General features: G+C 47.5%; 4 protein-coding genes. All 4 read right to left on the bottom strand.

All coding sequences use genetic code 11. The annotated features are described in order from the left end of the window. Positions 1 to 9: 9 nt before the first annotated feature. The gene (locus DDZ15_RS11305) at positions 10 to 1,176 is read right to left on the bottom strand and encodes an FIST signal transduction protein (protein ID WP_109647218.1); all 1,167 of its coding nucleotides are present in this window, start codon (positions 1,174 to 1,176) and stop codon (positions 10 to 12) included. Further along, positions 1,173 to 10,100, bottom strand: a complete 8,928-nt coding sequence (locus DDZ15_RS11300; RefSeq protein ID WP_109647217.1) for an ATP-binding protein — start codon at positions 10,098 to 10,100, stop codon at positions 1,173 to 1,175. The genes DDZ15_RS11305 and DDZ15_RS11300 overlap by 4 nt, the downstream gene beginning before the upstream one ends. After that, positions 10,093 to 14,043: an ATP-binding protein gene (locus DDZ15_RS17030; RefSeq protein ID WP_109647216.1), complete on the bottom strand. Its 3,951-nt coding sequence runs from the start codon at positions 14,041 to 14,043 to the stop codon at positions 10,093 to 10,095. Before DDZ15_RS17030 ends, DDZ15_RS11300 begins: the two co-directional genes overlap by 8 nt. 98 nt (positions 14,044 to 14,141) lie before the next feature. Then, entirely contained in the window at positions 14,142 to 17,417 is a 3,276-nt protein-coding gene (locus DDZ15_RS17025; RefSeq protein ID WP_109647215.1) for an ATP-binding protein, read from the bottom strand. Positions 17,418 to 17,424 lie beyond the last annotated feature (7 nt).

Below are 17,424 nucleotides of genomic sequence, written 5' to 3'. Positions count from 1 at the left end.
TTAATTTTTTTACGTCTTCTCATTCAATGCCACCCAGCAGCATGCAGTGGAGTGAAAGTGCTGGCGCCCATTTTTGACTCTTCCAAATTCTCCATAGGTAAAGAAACCCGCCATAGGACTATTCCATACATTTGTCAGGCCTTCATTCTCTATTGTTACAAGCGGACCGAGAACGGGGGGTCTTCCGGCACAGGAAAATATAAGCAAGGAATCTGCACGATCTGCATTCATTTCACTTTTTATTTGTTCAGCTTCATCTATAATCCTTTGGGAGATATCCAGATCCGGAGGCATGGAAAAGCAAAATACGTCTCCTTCCTGCATCTCTATATCCATGACCAGTGCACGTTCATCGTGATCAATACTTATGGGTGATTTAATCAGCGTTTCACCGCTTTCGTCACGCTCAACAATAAAGGGATAGCTGAATGAAAGTTCATCCAACAACTCAAATTCACGGTTATTCGCCATATCGGCTTTACCCAGGTATTTGAGATACATCTCAACAGCGGGCTTATCATCTATGGTATATAGTAATTTCCCCTCACTCTTTGTCACTTTCCTGGAAATACCCATAGGCTGCCAGCCGGTTATAGCCATTCCGGTCAACGACACGCGGTCCGCATTCAGTACGGCGGCAATGATACCGTAGTCTGTTTCACTCTCATTTGAGAACACCCGCGTACCCGTCAAGCTCATATCATCTCCGGCCATCCCGCCAAAGAAGATTCGTTCCGGACCAAGCGCCTGTTCCAGGCTGTGAACCAGTGTCATTCCGTCAAAAAATTCCCCATTATCGGTTACGCCTGTACTGCAAAGAATCAGGCATGGATTGGAAAATGTCTGCAGGGATTTTTCGGCCAACATGTTGGCTGCACTCTCAATCGTTCTGTTGCCAATATCCTCAAAAAGAACTGAATAGGTGTCCCGGTCCAGATCCAGGAGCATGATCACAATTTCGCCTTCACTTTGATGATTATTTATAAATTCACCGCATGACGTAACCCCAAAAATGTCAATGTTGTGCTGACCAAGCAGCTGCCTGACTTTTTTTCTGTCTTGTTTAATGGACATAAAAACAAATGCCAGCGTGGGTGAAAATCCATTAGACAGGCATTGTTTCAATGCGGAACGGATTTCATCTGGAGAGGTGCCATGGATGGATATTGATTTCATGCAGGTAGTTTGATTGTGAATATTGTACCTCTGTTCGCTGAGGAACGCAAGTCAAATAATCCTCCATGTGCTTTTATAATATCATTGGTGATTGAGAGCCCCAGCCCGGTACCCTGAGTGCCTTTCTTCGTGGTAAAAAACGGCTGCAGGATTTTGTCCTTGATCTCGTCGGGAATACCGGGACCGTTGTCTTCGATTTCGATGGAGACGGAGTTGGCTGATCTTCGTGTGCGAATAGTGAGTTTGGGGTTGTAGCCAGGCCCAGTGTCATCCCCCACCTCCGTCGGCTGACGGAGGGACTTTTCCGTCACCGGTCTTCCGTCGCCGGTCAGCTTTTCCTTCTCCCTCATCGCATCAAATGCATTGTTACAGAGATTTACAAGTACACGTGAAAAATCTTCATTAATCAGAGGGATTTCACCTGCATTCCCATCCAGATCGAGATCGATTTCCACATTGATCGGCTCTTTGCCGGCCCTCATACCGTGAAACGCCAGGTTTACATACTCTTTTACCAGGGAGTTGAGATCAGTTGGTTCCAACTCTCCGGATCCGCCCCGGCTGTGCTGAAGCATCGATTTGACGATGCCGTCGGCCCGTGTGCCATGTTCATGGATTTTGCGAAGGTTGGATTCGATGTCGTCCAGGATTTCGAGGATAAGATCCATTTGGGGGCCGGATTCAGCATCCCCTCTTGAGAGGGGATTGAGGGATTTGTTCGACGAATTTGAATCAATTTCAGGATTTTGTGGTAGGTCACGATCCTCAGCCCCATCAGACACACCCCTGGCATCGCCTTCGGCAATGCCGTCCCCTCTCAAGAGGGGATTTTGGTCCGTCTCCTTTCTTAAATTTGTCTTCTTTGCCAAAATCTCCTCCCTCGCTTCCTCAACCAGCTCAATACTCACATCCGAGAAATTATTCACAAAATTGAGCGGGTTCTTGATCTCGTGCGCGATGCCGGCGGTGAGCTGGCCAAGCGAGGCGAGTTTTTCCTGCTGTACGAGCTGTTCCTGCGTAGCCTTGAGTTCGACGAGAGCTTTTTCAATTCGGGTTTTCGCTTTCTCCAGCTGTACAAAATCTTCGTACCGTGCATAGGCGATGGAGAAAGCTTTGGCAAGCGATTCTGAGAGGCTGATATGATCATTGTTGAGCGGTCGGGTCGAACCGACATAAAGCATTCCCTGATTAAATGGGATAAAGTGCAGATGCAGGGTTTCCGGGGCTTCTTCTGCGCCCTGATACGATTTCAGGTCCGGGACTTGTCCCTGCTCAATCATCGACCGTCCCCAGCTGAGAAACTCTTCCCGTGTCCAATGATTGGTATATACACTTCTTTCTTGCCAGGCGCTTACAGTCTGGCTTGCAAGCTCACTGGAGTCGAAGGGGAGATGCATCACCGCCAGAGAGGTGCCGTCGGGTTTGGAGAGATAGACCTCCACCTGTTTTTCATCCTCGTGAATGATAAATACGCCGCACCGGATAAAGGGTATGCCAAGGGTCTTCAGCTCATTCCAGACCAGAGGTGTGATTCGGTTAAGGTCTTCGGCCGAACGCATGGAGGAGATATCGGCCCGCACACGGTCCAGTGATGCCTGCTGCCGGGCCCGGCGTGCGCTCTCCTCAGCTTTCTGAAGATCCCTGAAACGGGTGTAGGCAAAAGAAAACACGCCGGTTGCACGTCTCAACAAGTCCCAGCTTTCGTCTGAAATTTCACCGGGTGAAGCGGCGCCCAGGAACCCTGTTGAGAATTTGTAGAGGTGATAGGTTCGATCGGGAATGGACTCCCCGTAAAAGCCGATGGTCTCAAAATGCTCGGATCTTTCCTCGCAGTATTGGATCCATTCCCTGCGCTGCTCGCCTTTCATGAGTACGGAGGTCTGATTATCCGATGACCGGTAAAACTGGTCCATCTGGCTGCCAACCCAGGTATCTTTCAGGTTGATGATAATCCGATCTGTTACGGCTTTTTCAGGATCCTCAGAGTTTTTGATGGTAAACCAGCATTGAGTGCTGTCACTTTCCTGGTCATGAATAAAAATGGAGCTGGTTTCCAGTTCTTCCACGCCCAGGTTCCCCATCTCTTCCCGAAGCAGCTGAACAACGTCAACCAGTTCATCGGGACTCTGCATGGCTAGTGATCTGGACCGTACTTTCTCCAGCGCATTTTCAATTTGAGCTTCGCGAGCCTGTTCTTCAGCTTTCTTAAGATCTTTGAAACGTTTGTAGGCAAGGCCGAACACCCTCGCTGTTCTGCGCAATAGGTTTCTGGAATCCTCATCCGGATAGGAGTAGGTGACCATGATCAGCGCTCCGCCGGAAAACTCCGACATGGCCCAAAAGGCTTTCAATTTGCCTGCGGCAATGTCAGCCAAGCCTTTTAAAAGGTGCCGGTATATCTCCGGAGCATGCTCTTTCATCAGTTCAAGCCACTGCTTTGATTTTTCACCTTCATTGACCAGGACATAATCCGTCTCATCCGAGGCATAAAGATCCATCATCTCCTCAACGATCAGGCTCCCGGTTTTCGGGAAAAGAGCCATTGACTGCAGGATTTTGTCATCATTGCCAGGCGGATGCATGGCACCCCAGGACTCAAAGTGGTCCTCATGGAGGTCATACAGATGAATGGCACACACCTCCAGATTTTTCTGGCCGAGCAGTCCCATTTGAGTGCGAAGCTCATTTGCCACGTCTTTTAATTCGTCAGAAGACTGCATGGCCAACGCTCTGGACCGGATTCGCTCCAGAGCCGCTTCAATACGAGATTCTCTCGCCTGTTTCTCTGCTTTTTTTAGATCCAGAAAGCGCGTGTAGGTCTGGTCGAAGACGTTCGTAAAGCGTTTGAAAATAGAGTGAGCTTCCGGAACCGGCTCATAGGTGATGAAGAGGAGAAAACCATGCGTAAACTTGCACAGATGATTGATCTGATAGGTGGGTAGTGAAAGTCCCTGTGATTCAATATTTTCAAACGTAGGAGCCAGATCCGGGAAGGATTTCATATGCTCATAATGCTCTTCCAGTGCTTTATCGCCAAGTTCCTGGACCAGCATGCTGTCATCACCGAGGATAAACTGACCCATTTCATCAAAAGAAGCCTCGCCAAATAATCGAAGAGTGAAAGGTTCCTGTAGTACACCTTCGCTGCTCATCCAGGCTTCAGCTGTTTTTTGATCCTCATTCAGGATATTGTATCCGCAGCTCCAGGCGGGGATACCCAGTCCCTGCACTTCCAAAAACAGAAGGTTGGCCACTTCGGGCAGCTCATCACTCGACTGCATACCCATGGATCGGGACCGCACTTTTTCGAGTGCGGCTTCAATTTTTGCTTCCCGGGCCTGTGCTTCTGATTTCTGGAGGTCAAGGAAGCGTGTATAGGTTTGTTCAAAAACTTTGGAAAACCTATGCAGCACTTTTTTATCCTCAGCCGGTAACTCCGTTTCGGTAAAGACGAATATCTCTCCTTCATTAAAATTGAATGTTTGAATAACCTGTTGAGCTGGATAGTCGTCTACTTTTGGAAAATTGTAGTCCGGCTGTTTTTCAATGATGTCGTAGTATTTTTGTACTTCATCTCCTACCATTTTAAAGCTTGAAGAGCTCTTATTTTCTTTCCAATCCCAGTAAATTTTCTCAAGGATTGGATGAATTCTGAAGTCAATATGGCCGGTAACGATATCGATGACTTTGTTGCTCTCGCGTGATAAGGTTGTGGACCAGAGTTCTGCGATCAGGGTATCATCCAGAAGGGTGATCCCGCATCTTTGCATATCAATACCCAATCTGCTCAGCTCGTTGAATACGACGATGGTTGCAGATTCAATATCTTCAGTGCTTTGCATTGACAAGCTCCTGGCACGAACACGTTCAAGTGAGGCTTCAATTTCAGCCTCCCGTGCCTGCTGTTCCGCTTTTTGGAGGTCAAGAAAGCGAATAAACGATTGCTCAAACACCTTTGCAAAACGAATCAGGGTTTTCTTTTCTTCTTCCGTAGGCAGATCTCCCTGAATAGAGGGAATCATTATAGCCGAGTTTTCTGACCAGGCCCACGCAATGCCATGGTTTTTACTATCTAAAATGATCTTTTTGTACTCATCGGGCAGCTGACGGTAATCAGAATGCTCAAAGGCATGACTGAAGAATGCGTTTTTTACATCATGGGAAAATACTTTCGCAAAATAGTCGTCTCCCCGGCTTTTGGATTCCCATGCTTCATCATATAATTCATCTTCGAAGTAAGGTAATAAATAGGGAACGGATGGATGAGCGGAGTCATCGGTAGCGGTCCAGTGTATTACATCTTTAGAGTCCTGAAAATATGTACATATTACAGCACCGCCCGTGTCAAGAATGACACCTGTATTCTTTAATTCTTCAGCTACTACCCGCACTACGTCCTGCAGTTCATCGGGTTTGTGCATCGCAAGTGAACGGGATCTTACCCGTTCCAGGGCCGCTTCAATTTCCGCTTCGCGAGCCTGTTCTTCAGATTTTTGTATGTCGAGGAAGCGGATATAGGTTTGCCTGAATTCTTTAGCAAAACGTTCAAATATCTCAAGTTCCTCTTCCGTATAGGGTTCAAGATCCCATCGTACCAGAGAAACGGTTACCTCTTTCAAAAATGCGTCAACGATGACCGATCCGGGATTTGCATAAATTGATTCGGTAATCCCGTTAGGTATGGCAGGAGCATGCTTGAAATAGTGATCCAGGAATTCATTCTTTTCACTCTTCGTGAAGGATTTAACCTGTATGGGATTGCCGGTCTTTTCGTATTCCTCTACAGCCTCAGCTGTTTTCGTGAAGTATGGGGTATCGATGTAGGGAATGTGCACTTTACGCGTGAAACCGTCTTCACCCGGTATATGACTCCACAAGTCCCAGTCTCTGTCTTTTGTAATGGGGCCATCAATGATTGTCACATCATCAAACCTCACGCCTACAGCATCCAGTTGATCACCGAACAACTCCACAACACCAAACAGGTCTGTCTGGGTTTTCATGGCCATGGTTTTCGCTCTCACTCTTTCCAGTGCTAGCTGAATTTCAGCCTCCCGTACTTGCTCCTCTGCTTTTTGCAGATCCAGGAATCGGGTGTAGGCTTGTCCAAAAACCTTTCCAAATCGAATGAAAATCTCTTTTTCTTCGTCTGTGAAATGATCCAGACCATACCGGCCAAAATTCAGGGAGGATTCGTCCAATACCACAGTAAACCGTGTCCATCCGGATGCCTCAAAAATCAGTTCTTTTCTTTCCAGGGGAATCTCCCTCAGATCAGAATGTTCAAACAACAGTTTGAAATAGCTGTCTTTCTCTGACTTTGAGTATTGATTGGCAAAAAATGTCTGTCCTTCATTTAACGGCCCATAAAAACCGTTTGTGATTACATGGTCGATATAAGGAATATGGAATTTTTCGAGGTAATTTTGCTCCTCAGCATCCACCCAGATATTAATTCCCGTCTTCGGGTCGTGAGTATAGTCGGTAAAAATTTGAGAATAGTTGAGCTGTATCCCCAAATCGTGGGCGCCCTTGCCGATTTCTCTGACAACCTCGATGAGTTCGTCACTTTTTTGCATTCCCATTGAGCGTGCCCGGACCCGTTCCAATACCGCTTCAATCTTTGCTTCGCGGGCCTGATCTTCAGCTTTCTGGAGATCCAGAAAGCGTGTATAACTTTGCTCAAAAACCCGGGCAAAGCGTTTGAACGTGTCGTGTGATTCCTGAACCGGCTCGAAGGTGATGAAGATGATATACCCGTATTTAAAGTAGGCTACGTGGTCAATCTGATAGGTTGGGAAAGAGATTCCTTCATCTTTCATCTTGAGCAGCTGATCTCCCACACCCGGCAGGCTGCACAGGTAATTGTAGTGAGCGGGGCATTCCTCTTCGGTGATCTCATTGATCAAGAGTTTTTCACCTCGCTGACCGGCTTTATAATAGCGTGAAAAGATTCCTTCTCGAGGTGTGCGGTATTTTGGAAACGTGCCCTGCCCATTGCTGCCCCATTCGAGGGATCCATCCGGATGATCATCATAAATATTGAATGCGCAAAACCAGGTTTCGATTCCCAGAGCCTGCACCTGCTTTACCAGCTCCATGGAGAGATCGGCCAGCTCCTCACTTTTATGCATGGCCATGCTTTTGGAACGAACCCGTTCCAGTGCCAGCTGGATTTCGGACTCTCGTGCCTGATGTTCTGCTTTCTGAAGATCGAGAAATCGGGTGTAGGTTTGCTGGAAAACCTTTCCAAAGCGTTTAAGTATCTGTATGGATTCTGAGTCCGGTTCCTGATGCGTCGTGATTCCGATCAATCCGTGGGAAAAAGAGATACTGGTGATGTATCGATGTTCCTTTACGCTGTCTTTTCGAAATGGAATGCCCAATTTACCGCCCATATAGCGAATGTAGTTTTCCAGTCTTTCTCCGTGAATGTCCATGACGCTGACCGTCGCATCGCTTTTCCACACCCGAAATAGTTCTTCAATCTCCGGAGAATCCTTTGGATGTGCTACAAACTTTGTCGCAATCTGATGACCTTTTTGATCGGTGATCCATAATTCAACGTATTCCTTTTCTTCATTGATAATACCAATGTTGAATCGATCGGGTGCAGAGGTTAGCGAGCCGATCTGTTCAAATAGAACCGAAGCAACTTCTCCCAGTTCGGAACTATTATGCATCGCCATCGTTCGGGCACGGACCCTTTCAAGTGCAAGCTGAATCTGAGATTCCCGTGCCTGTTTTTCAGCTTTTTGGAGGTCGAGAAACCGTGTGTAGGTTTGATCAAATACCCTGGCAAATCTCTTTAAAATATCCGGTTCAGGGTAGGGATCCAGGGTGATAATTAACAGGTAACCGTGAGAAAAGTAGGCCGCATTCCACTGTTGCCACTCGGGAAAGGAGAGACCCTCATCCAGGATTTTCTGGAAAAACGGTTCGACCTCCGGAAGGGACATCATGTACTTATAATGTTTTTTGAGGTCATTCCCATCTCCTTCTAAAGAGAGAAACTCCAATCCTTTTTTCCATCCATCGAACATCTTTTTATGTGCAGGATCCTCGGTATTTGGGATAGAAACCGCCGGGAACACACCATTTTTGTTGGCAAACCAGAACTCATCCTCTTCAGCTTTCTCCTCACACAAGCCAAAACCGGTACCCCAGAGATTTCCGCCCAGTTCCCTGAGCTGTTCAAACAAGACGGAAGCCACATCCGCAAGTTCTTCAGATTTCTGCATGGCCATGGTCCGGGCGCGAACCCGTTCCAGAGCCAGTTCAATCTGTGTTTCGCGAGCCTGAGCTTCAGCTTTTTTTAAATCCTCAAATCGTTTGTAGGCCAGGTCAAAAACACCCGCAAAACGGACCAGTGTATCGACCGCATCCCGGGGCGGATTGGGAACCACACCGGGCAGGCTGTACCCGATCTCTCCATGAGTGGTGCGCGCCATGACGAATGTTAATCCGCCAATCTGCCGAATGTCATCAAGCGTTGGTGCCTGGGGATCCACCTGTTCAAAATCGCCCAGTGAGATCATTTTGTCTACGTAATCTACGGCCAGGTCGGTATCCATGGACAGTACGTAGATTGGCTCATCACTTTTTTCCCAATCGGCAACGGGCTCAATGTCGCCATGAATGTGACGGGGGAGGGTCATCACCATTCCGATCCGGGATCCGTCGCCCGAGGTCATCGCTTTCTGATAGGTGTCCGGCAGCCAGCGCATATGCCAGAAGTAGTGCGCTTCATGGCCAAGATTTACAAATTCGGTGCGCATGGTGACCACGATATCGAGCAGGTCGGAAGATTCCTGCATGGCGGTAACCTGAGCCCGGATCCGCTCGAGGGAGAGCTCGATTTGCGCTTCACGAGCCTGGGCTTCCGCCAGCTCAATGTCCCGGAATCTGCGATAGGCGAGTGAAAAGACGTTGTGGAATCGTTTGAAAATCTTCAGCCCATCATCATTCAGGGTCCGGTAGAGGGTTATTCCCAGGCCTCCCGGACCGATGGAGAAAAAATGGCCGTCAGCGGATTCGGTTTTGTCCATAAGAGGATCAGGGAACTGGTTCTCCTGTTTACGGTATGATCGAAAAGTTTCCAGATCATCACCTTTTAAAGTCGTTGTAAAAAAGGCATCAGGGGATTCCAGCATCCGGTTAATCATTTCAAGGACCACCGGGGTTTCGTCGCATTTCGATATTTCTACGATCTCCTGATCGTAAGGTGTGAAATACTGGTAGTTGTGATAGGTGCCATTTTCCTCGTTTATAATCACTGTTTGAACGTTTCGGATGTGCTCCACACCAAATTGCTGGAGCTGGTCTGAAATAACCCGGCAAACCTTCAGCATATCTTCCGGTTTATCCATGCTCATTGCCACTGCACGCACCCGTTCGATGGAGGCTTCAATTTCCAGTTCCCGGTTCTTGCCCTGAAGATCGGCGGTTTGCTGATCAACAAGTGCCTGCAGCTTTTCTTTTTCCCGTTTCCACTCTTCCTGATGCCAGTGATCGTTTTCGGTTTCAACCGGTGATGAAGCATGCCAATGAGTCATTTTCCATCGGTTGTCCATATATTCCATAATGCAGCTGCAGCGTATCAGTATGGAGTTGACTTCGTCGGGAGAGGCCATGGTAAGGGTTACCTCTTCGATGATAGAGGCATGTTTTTCATCTTCTGAAATACGTGTATGCAGCCTTTTTCGATCGATTGATGGCTCCATGTCGCCCATCTGAACGTATTGCGACTTGACCATTGCGTCCAGATCGTCCCATGAGTAAATCTTTTCATCGATGGTGGTGCCAAATAACATCACTTCAGGGACAACAATCTCGGATAAGTCTTCATAGGGAACGACACACAATCCCACATTGATGATGCGTTCGAACGACTCTTCCAGGTTTTTTTTCTTCTTCTTATCCATCTTGTCCCCGTTTCTCTAAATGGATTATGAAGATAGTTTTTTCCCGGGGAACACTTTCGATCTCTAATCTGCCGCCATGGGCTTTGATAATATCGTTGGTAATGGACAGGCCCAGCCCGGTACCTGCAGTCCCTTTCTTAGTGGTAAAGAAGGGTTGGAGGATCTTGTCTTTAATCTCCTCAGGGATGCCGGGACCATTGTCTTCGATGGCGATGGAGACGGAGTTATCGGATTTTCGGGTTCGGATGGTGAGTTTTGGGTTGGCGTTTCCGTCCCCTCTTGAGAGGGGATTGAGGGGTGTGTTGGACGATCCTGGATTTGTCTCAGAATATTGAGGTAGGTCGCGATCCACAGCCTCATCAGACACACCCCTAGCTCCGGCTCCGCCGTCGCCTTCCCCTCTCAAGAGGGGATTTTTTTGGCCCTCTCGCAAGGCATCAAACCCATTATTACAAAGATTCAAAATCACCCTGCTAAAGTCTTCGGCCACCAATGGGACCTCCCCGATGCTGTCATCCAGATCCATCTCGATTTCAACATCGATCGGTTCGGCTCCGGCGCGCATGCCGTGGAAAGCCAGGTTGACGTACTCTTTAACGAGGGCATTCAGATCGGTCGGTTCCGGTTTACCGTCCCCGCCGCGGGAGTGTTGCAGCATCGATTTGACGATGGAGTCGGCGCGGGAGCCATGTTCGTGGATTTTGCGCAGGTTGGCTTCGATGTCGTCGAGGATTTCGAGGATGAGATCCATTTGAGGGATCGATCCAGCTTCCCCTCTCGAGAGGGGATTGAGGGGTGTGTTCGTCGAACTTGATTCAATTTCAGGATCTTGAGTTTGACCACCGGCACTTGCTTTTTCCAACACACCCCTGGCGCTTCCGTCTAACGACGGGTCGCCGTCCCCTCTCGAGAGGGGAGTTTTTTTCGCCTCCTTTTTCACTTTAGCCCCTTCGACATTGCTCAGGGCATGCTTTTGCCTTTTCACTTCATCTCTCGCCTCCTCAACCAATTCAATGCTCACATCCGAAAAATTATTCACAAAATTGAGCGGGTTCTTGATTTCGTGGGCGATGCCGGCCGTAAGCTGACCCAGGGAGGCGAGTTTTTCCTGCTGGACGAGCTGATCCTGGGTGGCATGCAGCTCATTCAGGGCAGCCTCAAGGCGATCCCGTTCTTCCAGAACGAGCCGGGCCTGCTGTTCGGCTTCCTGAAGATCCTCAAATCGCTGATAGGCCAGATCAAATACACCGGCAAAGCGTTTCAGCGTGTCCAGTGCGTCCTCTGGAGGGTCCGGCACTTCTCCGGGAAGGCTGTATCCGATCTCTCCATGTGACGTACGTGCCAGGATAAAGGTAAGTCCGCCGATCTCCTGGATATCCTTTTCTTCAGGTGCATTCGGGTCTGCCTGCTCGTACCGGCCATGGGTATTCATGTTTTCAATATAGCTCCAGGCATCATCCGCATTCAGTGGCATCACGTAAACAGGATCAGTGCCTTTTTCCCAATCTGCAAGGCCGGGTATAGAATCGTGAACGAATTTGGGTATACGAATCACCATTCCGATACGATTCCCATCCTCAGAGGTCATGGACATCTCATAAGAATCCGGCATCCAGTTCATGTGCCAGAAGTAATCTGCCTTATGACCCAGCGATATAAACTCCTTCCTCATATTCACCACGATATCGAAAAGGTCGGATGATTTCTGCATGGCGGTTACCTGAGATCGTATCCGTTCAAGGGCTAACTCTACTTCTGCTTCCCGCGCTCGCTGCTCCGACTTCTCCAGATCGAGAAAACGGGTATAAGTCTGATTGAATACAGCCGTAAACCGCTTAAAGATATCATGAGCCTCAGGCACCGGTTCATGAGTGATGAAGAGCAGGAATCCGTGACTGAATTTGCAAAGATGGTTGATCTGATAGGTAGGTAATGACAGACCGGCACCCTTCAATTCCTGATAAATTGGTTTCAATTGGGGAAGAGATAACATGAAGTCATAGTGACTTTGAATAGCATCACCTTTCAGTTCCTGAATAAAAAAGATTTCTTCACTATGAACAAAGTCATCCCACTCTTCAAAAGACTCCTCACCGATATGAGGGAGTAAGAAAGGTTTCTGAATGGTTCCTTCACTGCTTGTGATGCACATACTTGACCTTCGGTCTTCTTCAAGAATACAGTATCCACAGCTCCATGCGTTGATACCTAAGTTCTGTATTTCAAGAAACATCAGATTGGCTGCTTCGGGCAGTTCCTCACTTTTCTGCATCCCCATGGTGCGCGAACGTATCTTCTCAAGAGACATCTCTATGTTGGCTTCGCGTGCCTGTTCTTCGGCTTTTTGGAGGTCCAGAAAGCGCGTGTATGTCTGCGCAAAAACCTTGGTAAATCTGGCCAGTAACTCTTCTTCATCTTTGTCTAACAAAGAACCGCCTACAGTGTGCAGATATCCATGGGGAAAGTTAAAACAATAGAATACGGTCGGGTCCGGAAACTGGCTGCGTACCATCTCTTCGGCCTCTTTGGAATTGAAGGTCGTGATGGCATACTCCAGGTGATCATTTCGCACCTGCCCGGCAATCGATTGATGAAAGACTGTCTCCTGATTTTTCCACGCCGCATATCGTTCATCAAATGTGGCATCACCCGTTAATGGAAGATGAAATAAACCCATGGTATCTCCGCCGGGAGCGGTGACCCATGTGTGCTGCCTCTGAATTTCTTCATTGACCTCGACGTAGCCACACGTCACAAAATTGGTTACACCCAGTGCTATGAGTTCTTTATACAACAAAACGGCTACTTCCTGCAGCTCTTCACCCTTTTGCATGGCCATGGTTCTGGATCGTACCCGTTCCAGGGCTGCTTCAATTTGCGCTTCACGTGCCTGGGCTTCGGCTTTTTGAAGGTCAAGAAAGCGGGTGTAGGCTTGCTCAAAAACCTTGGCAAATCTGTTCAGAATGACTTTTTCGTTCTCCGTTATGGGGCTTAGCTTTGTTGTTGCGACCGTCCCGTATTGATGTTTTGCCCAGACCTGGTACAAATCATTTGGTATGTCAGGAATTTTGAAGATGGGATCTGAACTCACGGAATACAGATAGTCAAACCACTGCTTAACCTCATCGCCATGAGCTTCGAGTTCAATGAATTTGGAAGAGGATTTAAAATCCCTATAGAAGTCGGACATTGTCTCATCGAATTCCAGGGGGAAAGTTGCGGGGATTGACTGAAAGTTTCCTTCAAAATCGGTTGACCAGGTTAGTACATATCCCTCCTCCATATGAAAAATATCTATCCATGACCGGTATACATCGATTCCAAGGGCTCTTAACTGTTCAAAAACAGTGCGGGCAACGGTAGCCAGTTCCTCGCTTCCCTGCATCGCCATAGACGCCGAGCGTACCCGTTCCAGGGCTACTTCAATCTTCAACTCATGATTTTTATTCTCTAACTCAACAGTTCGGCGTTTAACCGCTTCGCGAAGTTGGGTATTTTCCTTTCTAAGTGTATCGAAAGCAAATGCCTCACCCTGTTCGGTGTGAGAATCCGGATAGGAACCATGTTGATGCAGTACCTTCCATGTATCTGCGATCTTCTGAATTAAAGATGACAACCTGAACTTTCCGTAAAACGTCCATTTCTCTTCAATCCTGATAAATATATCCATGAACTCATGTACCATTAGATACCCATCATAAGGGATGATCTGCCTTTGCACATTTCGGAGTTCGGTCAACCCCGCCATTTGATCAATAACGCGGTGGGTGTATTCAACTATCTCCTGTTTTGAGTTCCAAATCTCTTCTTCCGTCCCGCCAATATTTCGGTAATCATCCACCAGGTAACTTTGCCAATGTTCCAGATCGCCTCTGAAATAGGAACCCCAGTAGTCATCCATCATGGTATTGATTTCCGCTTCAAGTTCATTTGTGATTTTCATGGGCTGACTATTAGTTTAGTAATCTGATCATGAATTTTCGCTTTAAAACGGAAATCCGGGATTCAAAGGTTATATGCAGGAGGGCTTTCATCATGGAATTACCTATTAAATTTGATGGTGAAAATGGTTTGTCCGGGTTGTGAATCAATATTCATAATCCCCCCATGTGCTTTCACAATATCATTCGTTATACTCAGTCCAAGCCCCGTGCCCTGAGTTCCTTTTTTTGTGGTAAAAAACGGCTGCATGATTTTGTCTTTGATCTCATCGGGAATACCGGGCCCGTTGTCTTCGATAGAGATGGTGACTGTGTTAGGCTCTGCCAAAGTACGGATGGTAAGTTTGGGCTTATAACCATTGCCTGACTCAGCTGATAGCTGTCGTCCCGACTGTTGTCGGGATGTCAGCTTCTCTTTCAGTGCATCAAACGCATTATTACAAAGATTCAGGATCACTCTGGAAAAATCTTCGGCAATCAGTGAAACTTCCCCCACATTTTCATCCAGATCCAGATCCAGATCAATATCCACATTAATAGGATCATTGCCTGCACGCATCCCATGGAAGGCCAGGTTGACGTATTCTTTGATCAAAGGATTGAGTGGAGTGGGTTCCATTTTACCGTCCCCGCCGCGGGAGTGCTGAAGCATCGATTTGACGATACTGTCGGCTCGTGATCCGTGTTCGTGAATTTTGCGGAGGTTGCCTTCGATGTCGTCTAGGATTTCGAGGATGAGATCCATTTGAGGGATCGATCCAGCTTCCCCTCTCGAGAGGGGATTGAGGGGTGTGTTCGTCGAACTTGATTCAATTTCAGGATCTTGAGTTTGACCATCGGTACTTGCTTTTTCCAACACACCCCTTGCATCACCTTCGGTGCTGCTTTCCCCTCTCAAGAGGGGATTTTGGTCCGTCTCCTTTCTTAAAGTTTGCTTCTGTGCCAACACTTCTTCCCTCGCCTCCTCAACCAATTCAATGCTCACATCCGAAAAATTATTCACAAAATTGAGCGGGTTCTTGATTTCGTGGGCGATACCGGCGGTGAGCTGTCCCAGGGAGGCCAATTTTTCCTGTTGAATGAGCTGTTCCTGAGTAGCGTGTAATTTATTAAGTGCGATTTCAAGTCGATCCCGTTCTTCACGAATCAGCCGTGCCTGTTCTTCTGCTTTTTGCAGATCCAGAAATCGGGTATAAGCGCGTTCGAATTCTTTTGAAAACCGTTTGAGAATACTCTTTTCTTCATCGGAGAGTTTTCGCCGAATATTGATTCCAAAGCACCCATAGCGCATGTAGGCTTCTGAATAATAGATCCCTTCCGGGAAATGTTCAGCTTTCAGTTTTTCAGCTCCTGACAGAAGCTCCTGCCAGACATCAAAAAAACCGGCAATTTCCTCTGGCGGGATAAATTCTTCCAATACTACATCGGGAGTAGACCAGGCTTCAAAACATGCTGCGGTGTAGGGTTCCGATTTGTCGAGGGGATAGGTGACCTGTTTGCTTTGAAGTCTGATTTCCCCTTTACTCATTTCCGACCAGCTGGCCCAGAATTGATGAGATTGATTCTCTTCATCAGGAAGCCATACGTAGGAAAATTCTGAGGGTATACCCAGCAAAATGAGTTGCTCATGAAATGCATTCGAAATAAAGTTTATTTCATCTGAATGCTGCATCATCATACTCTGGGCTCGGGCACGCTCCAATGAGGCTTCGATTTGTGCTTCCCGCGTTTGTACCTCTGCTTTTTGAAGATCCAGATATCTCGTGTATGCTTGATCGAAAGCCTTTGCAAATTTTGGGAAGATGTGATCCTCTTCAAATTCCTTTAGGGAGGAAACGAGAAGATATCCATGTGTAAAGGATGCGCAGTAATCTATTTCCCAATCAGGGATTTCCACCTGAACACCCCGCGCAGCCACCTCATCCATTGCAGACTTTACGGAGGGCAGTTCAAACATCAACTCAAAGTGCTCCTCGATGTAGTCTTCCGGAATTTCTATTGAAAACAGTTCCTTCCCGGCTCTCCATTGATCATATCTGTAACGATGGATATAGTCCAGATCAATTGGTACCGTGAAAGGGGTGATCATGCCCTCATTGCCGAGATTATGCCACTGTTCTACCGTGTCTTTCTGTTTATCGCACAGTACAATACCGAAGGCAAACAGTTCACCCCCCAGACCATTCATTTGATCAAACATCACGGAGGCCACATTGGAAAGGTCTTCACTATGCTGCATGCCCATCGTACTACTTCTTACTCTTTCCAGAGCTGCCTCAATTTGCGCTTCCCGAGCCTGGGCTTCGGCTTTTTGCAGGTCAAGAAAACGTCTGTATGCCAGGCTGAACGCCCCTGCCATTTTTGTTACAATTTCCCTGGTATCCGCAGGGGGAGGATTTACTAAATCGATGCTTAGAAGGCCGTGAGAATGTCTGGCCATCGGATTCCACTGATGGGTCAACTTCCCAGTGGTTAATGCTTCCCTGAAGTTTGTTGCCACAGCAGGATCTACTTTATCCCATTCTTCAATTGCTTTCTGAAGCTTTTTTACAGGATAATCCAGAACAAAATAATCATCGTCTGATTTCTGAATTATTCTCCAGGGCTCTCCCAGGATATCATATTTTTCAGCATCGTAATGAACTGTTGCGCTGCTCGGGTCTCCCATATTTCCCGGACTTGAAAGGTCCCAGGCGGTAACTATACCATCATTGTCGATCAGCCAAATACTTACTCCTGTCAGACCCTCCACCTGAAGGCTGTTGAGCTGGTTGAGTAACTCTTGATTTACTTTGTTAAGGTCGTCAGGTTGCTGCATGGCCATGGATTGCACCCGAATTCGTTCCATGGCTGCTTCAATCTCCAGTTCGCGTTTTTTGTTTTCAAGCTCTGCAGTACGCCGCTTAACCGCATCACGCAATTCCAGGTTCTCCCGGTGAATTTTGTCGATCGCGAGGGTTTCGCCTTCCTGGACACGTAAATCCGGAAAAGAGCCATGCTGCTGGACAACTTTCCATCCTTCCGGCGTTTCCCGAAGAAGGGTTGAAATTCTGATTTTTGAGTAGAATGACCAGTCACCCTCTGCAAGGGTATAGATGTCGCAATGCTCATTTACCAGAACAAAATTTTCCAGGGGGGCCGTCTTTATCTGGCGGTTTCTCATTTCCACTATGCCGATCAGCTCGTCCACCTGGCTCTTGACAAATTCAATGCCTTCCTCTTTGGAGTGGCAAATCTCACTTTCAGAAGTACCGATCATTTCAAAGTTTTCGTCCAGCGTACCCGCAAATGTATCGACATCCCCTTTTACATAGCTGTCCCAGTAAAGGTCATAAACCTGCCGGGCTTCATCGATTTGCTGCCGGGTGAGTTTCATGATCTGA

This window comes from Rhodohalobacter mucosus, assembly GCF_003150675.1.
GTDB lineage: Bacteria > Bacteroidota > Rhodothermia > Balneolales > Balneolaceae > Rhodohalobacter > Rhodohalobacter mucosus.
This window is presented reverse-complemented; position numbering and strand designations above follow the sequence as displayed.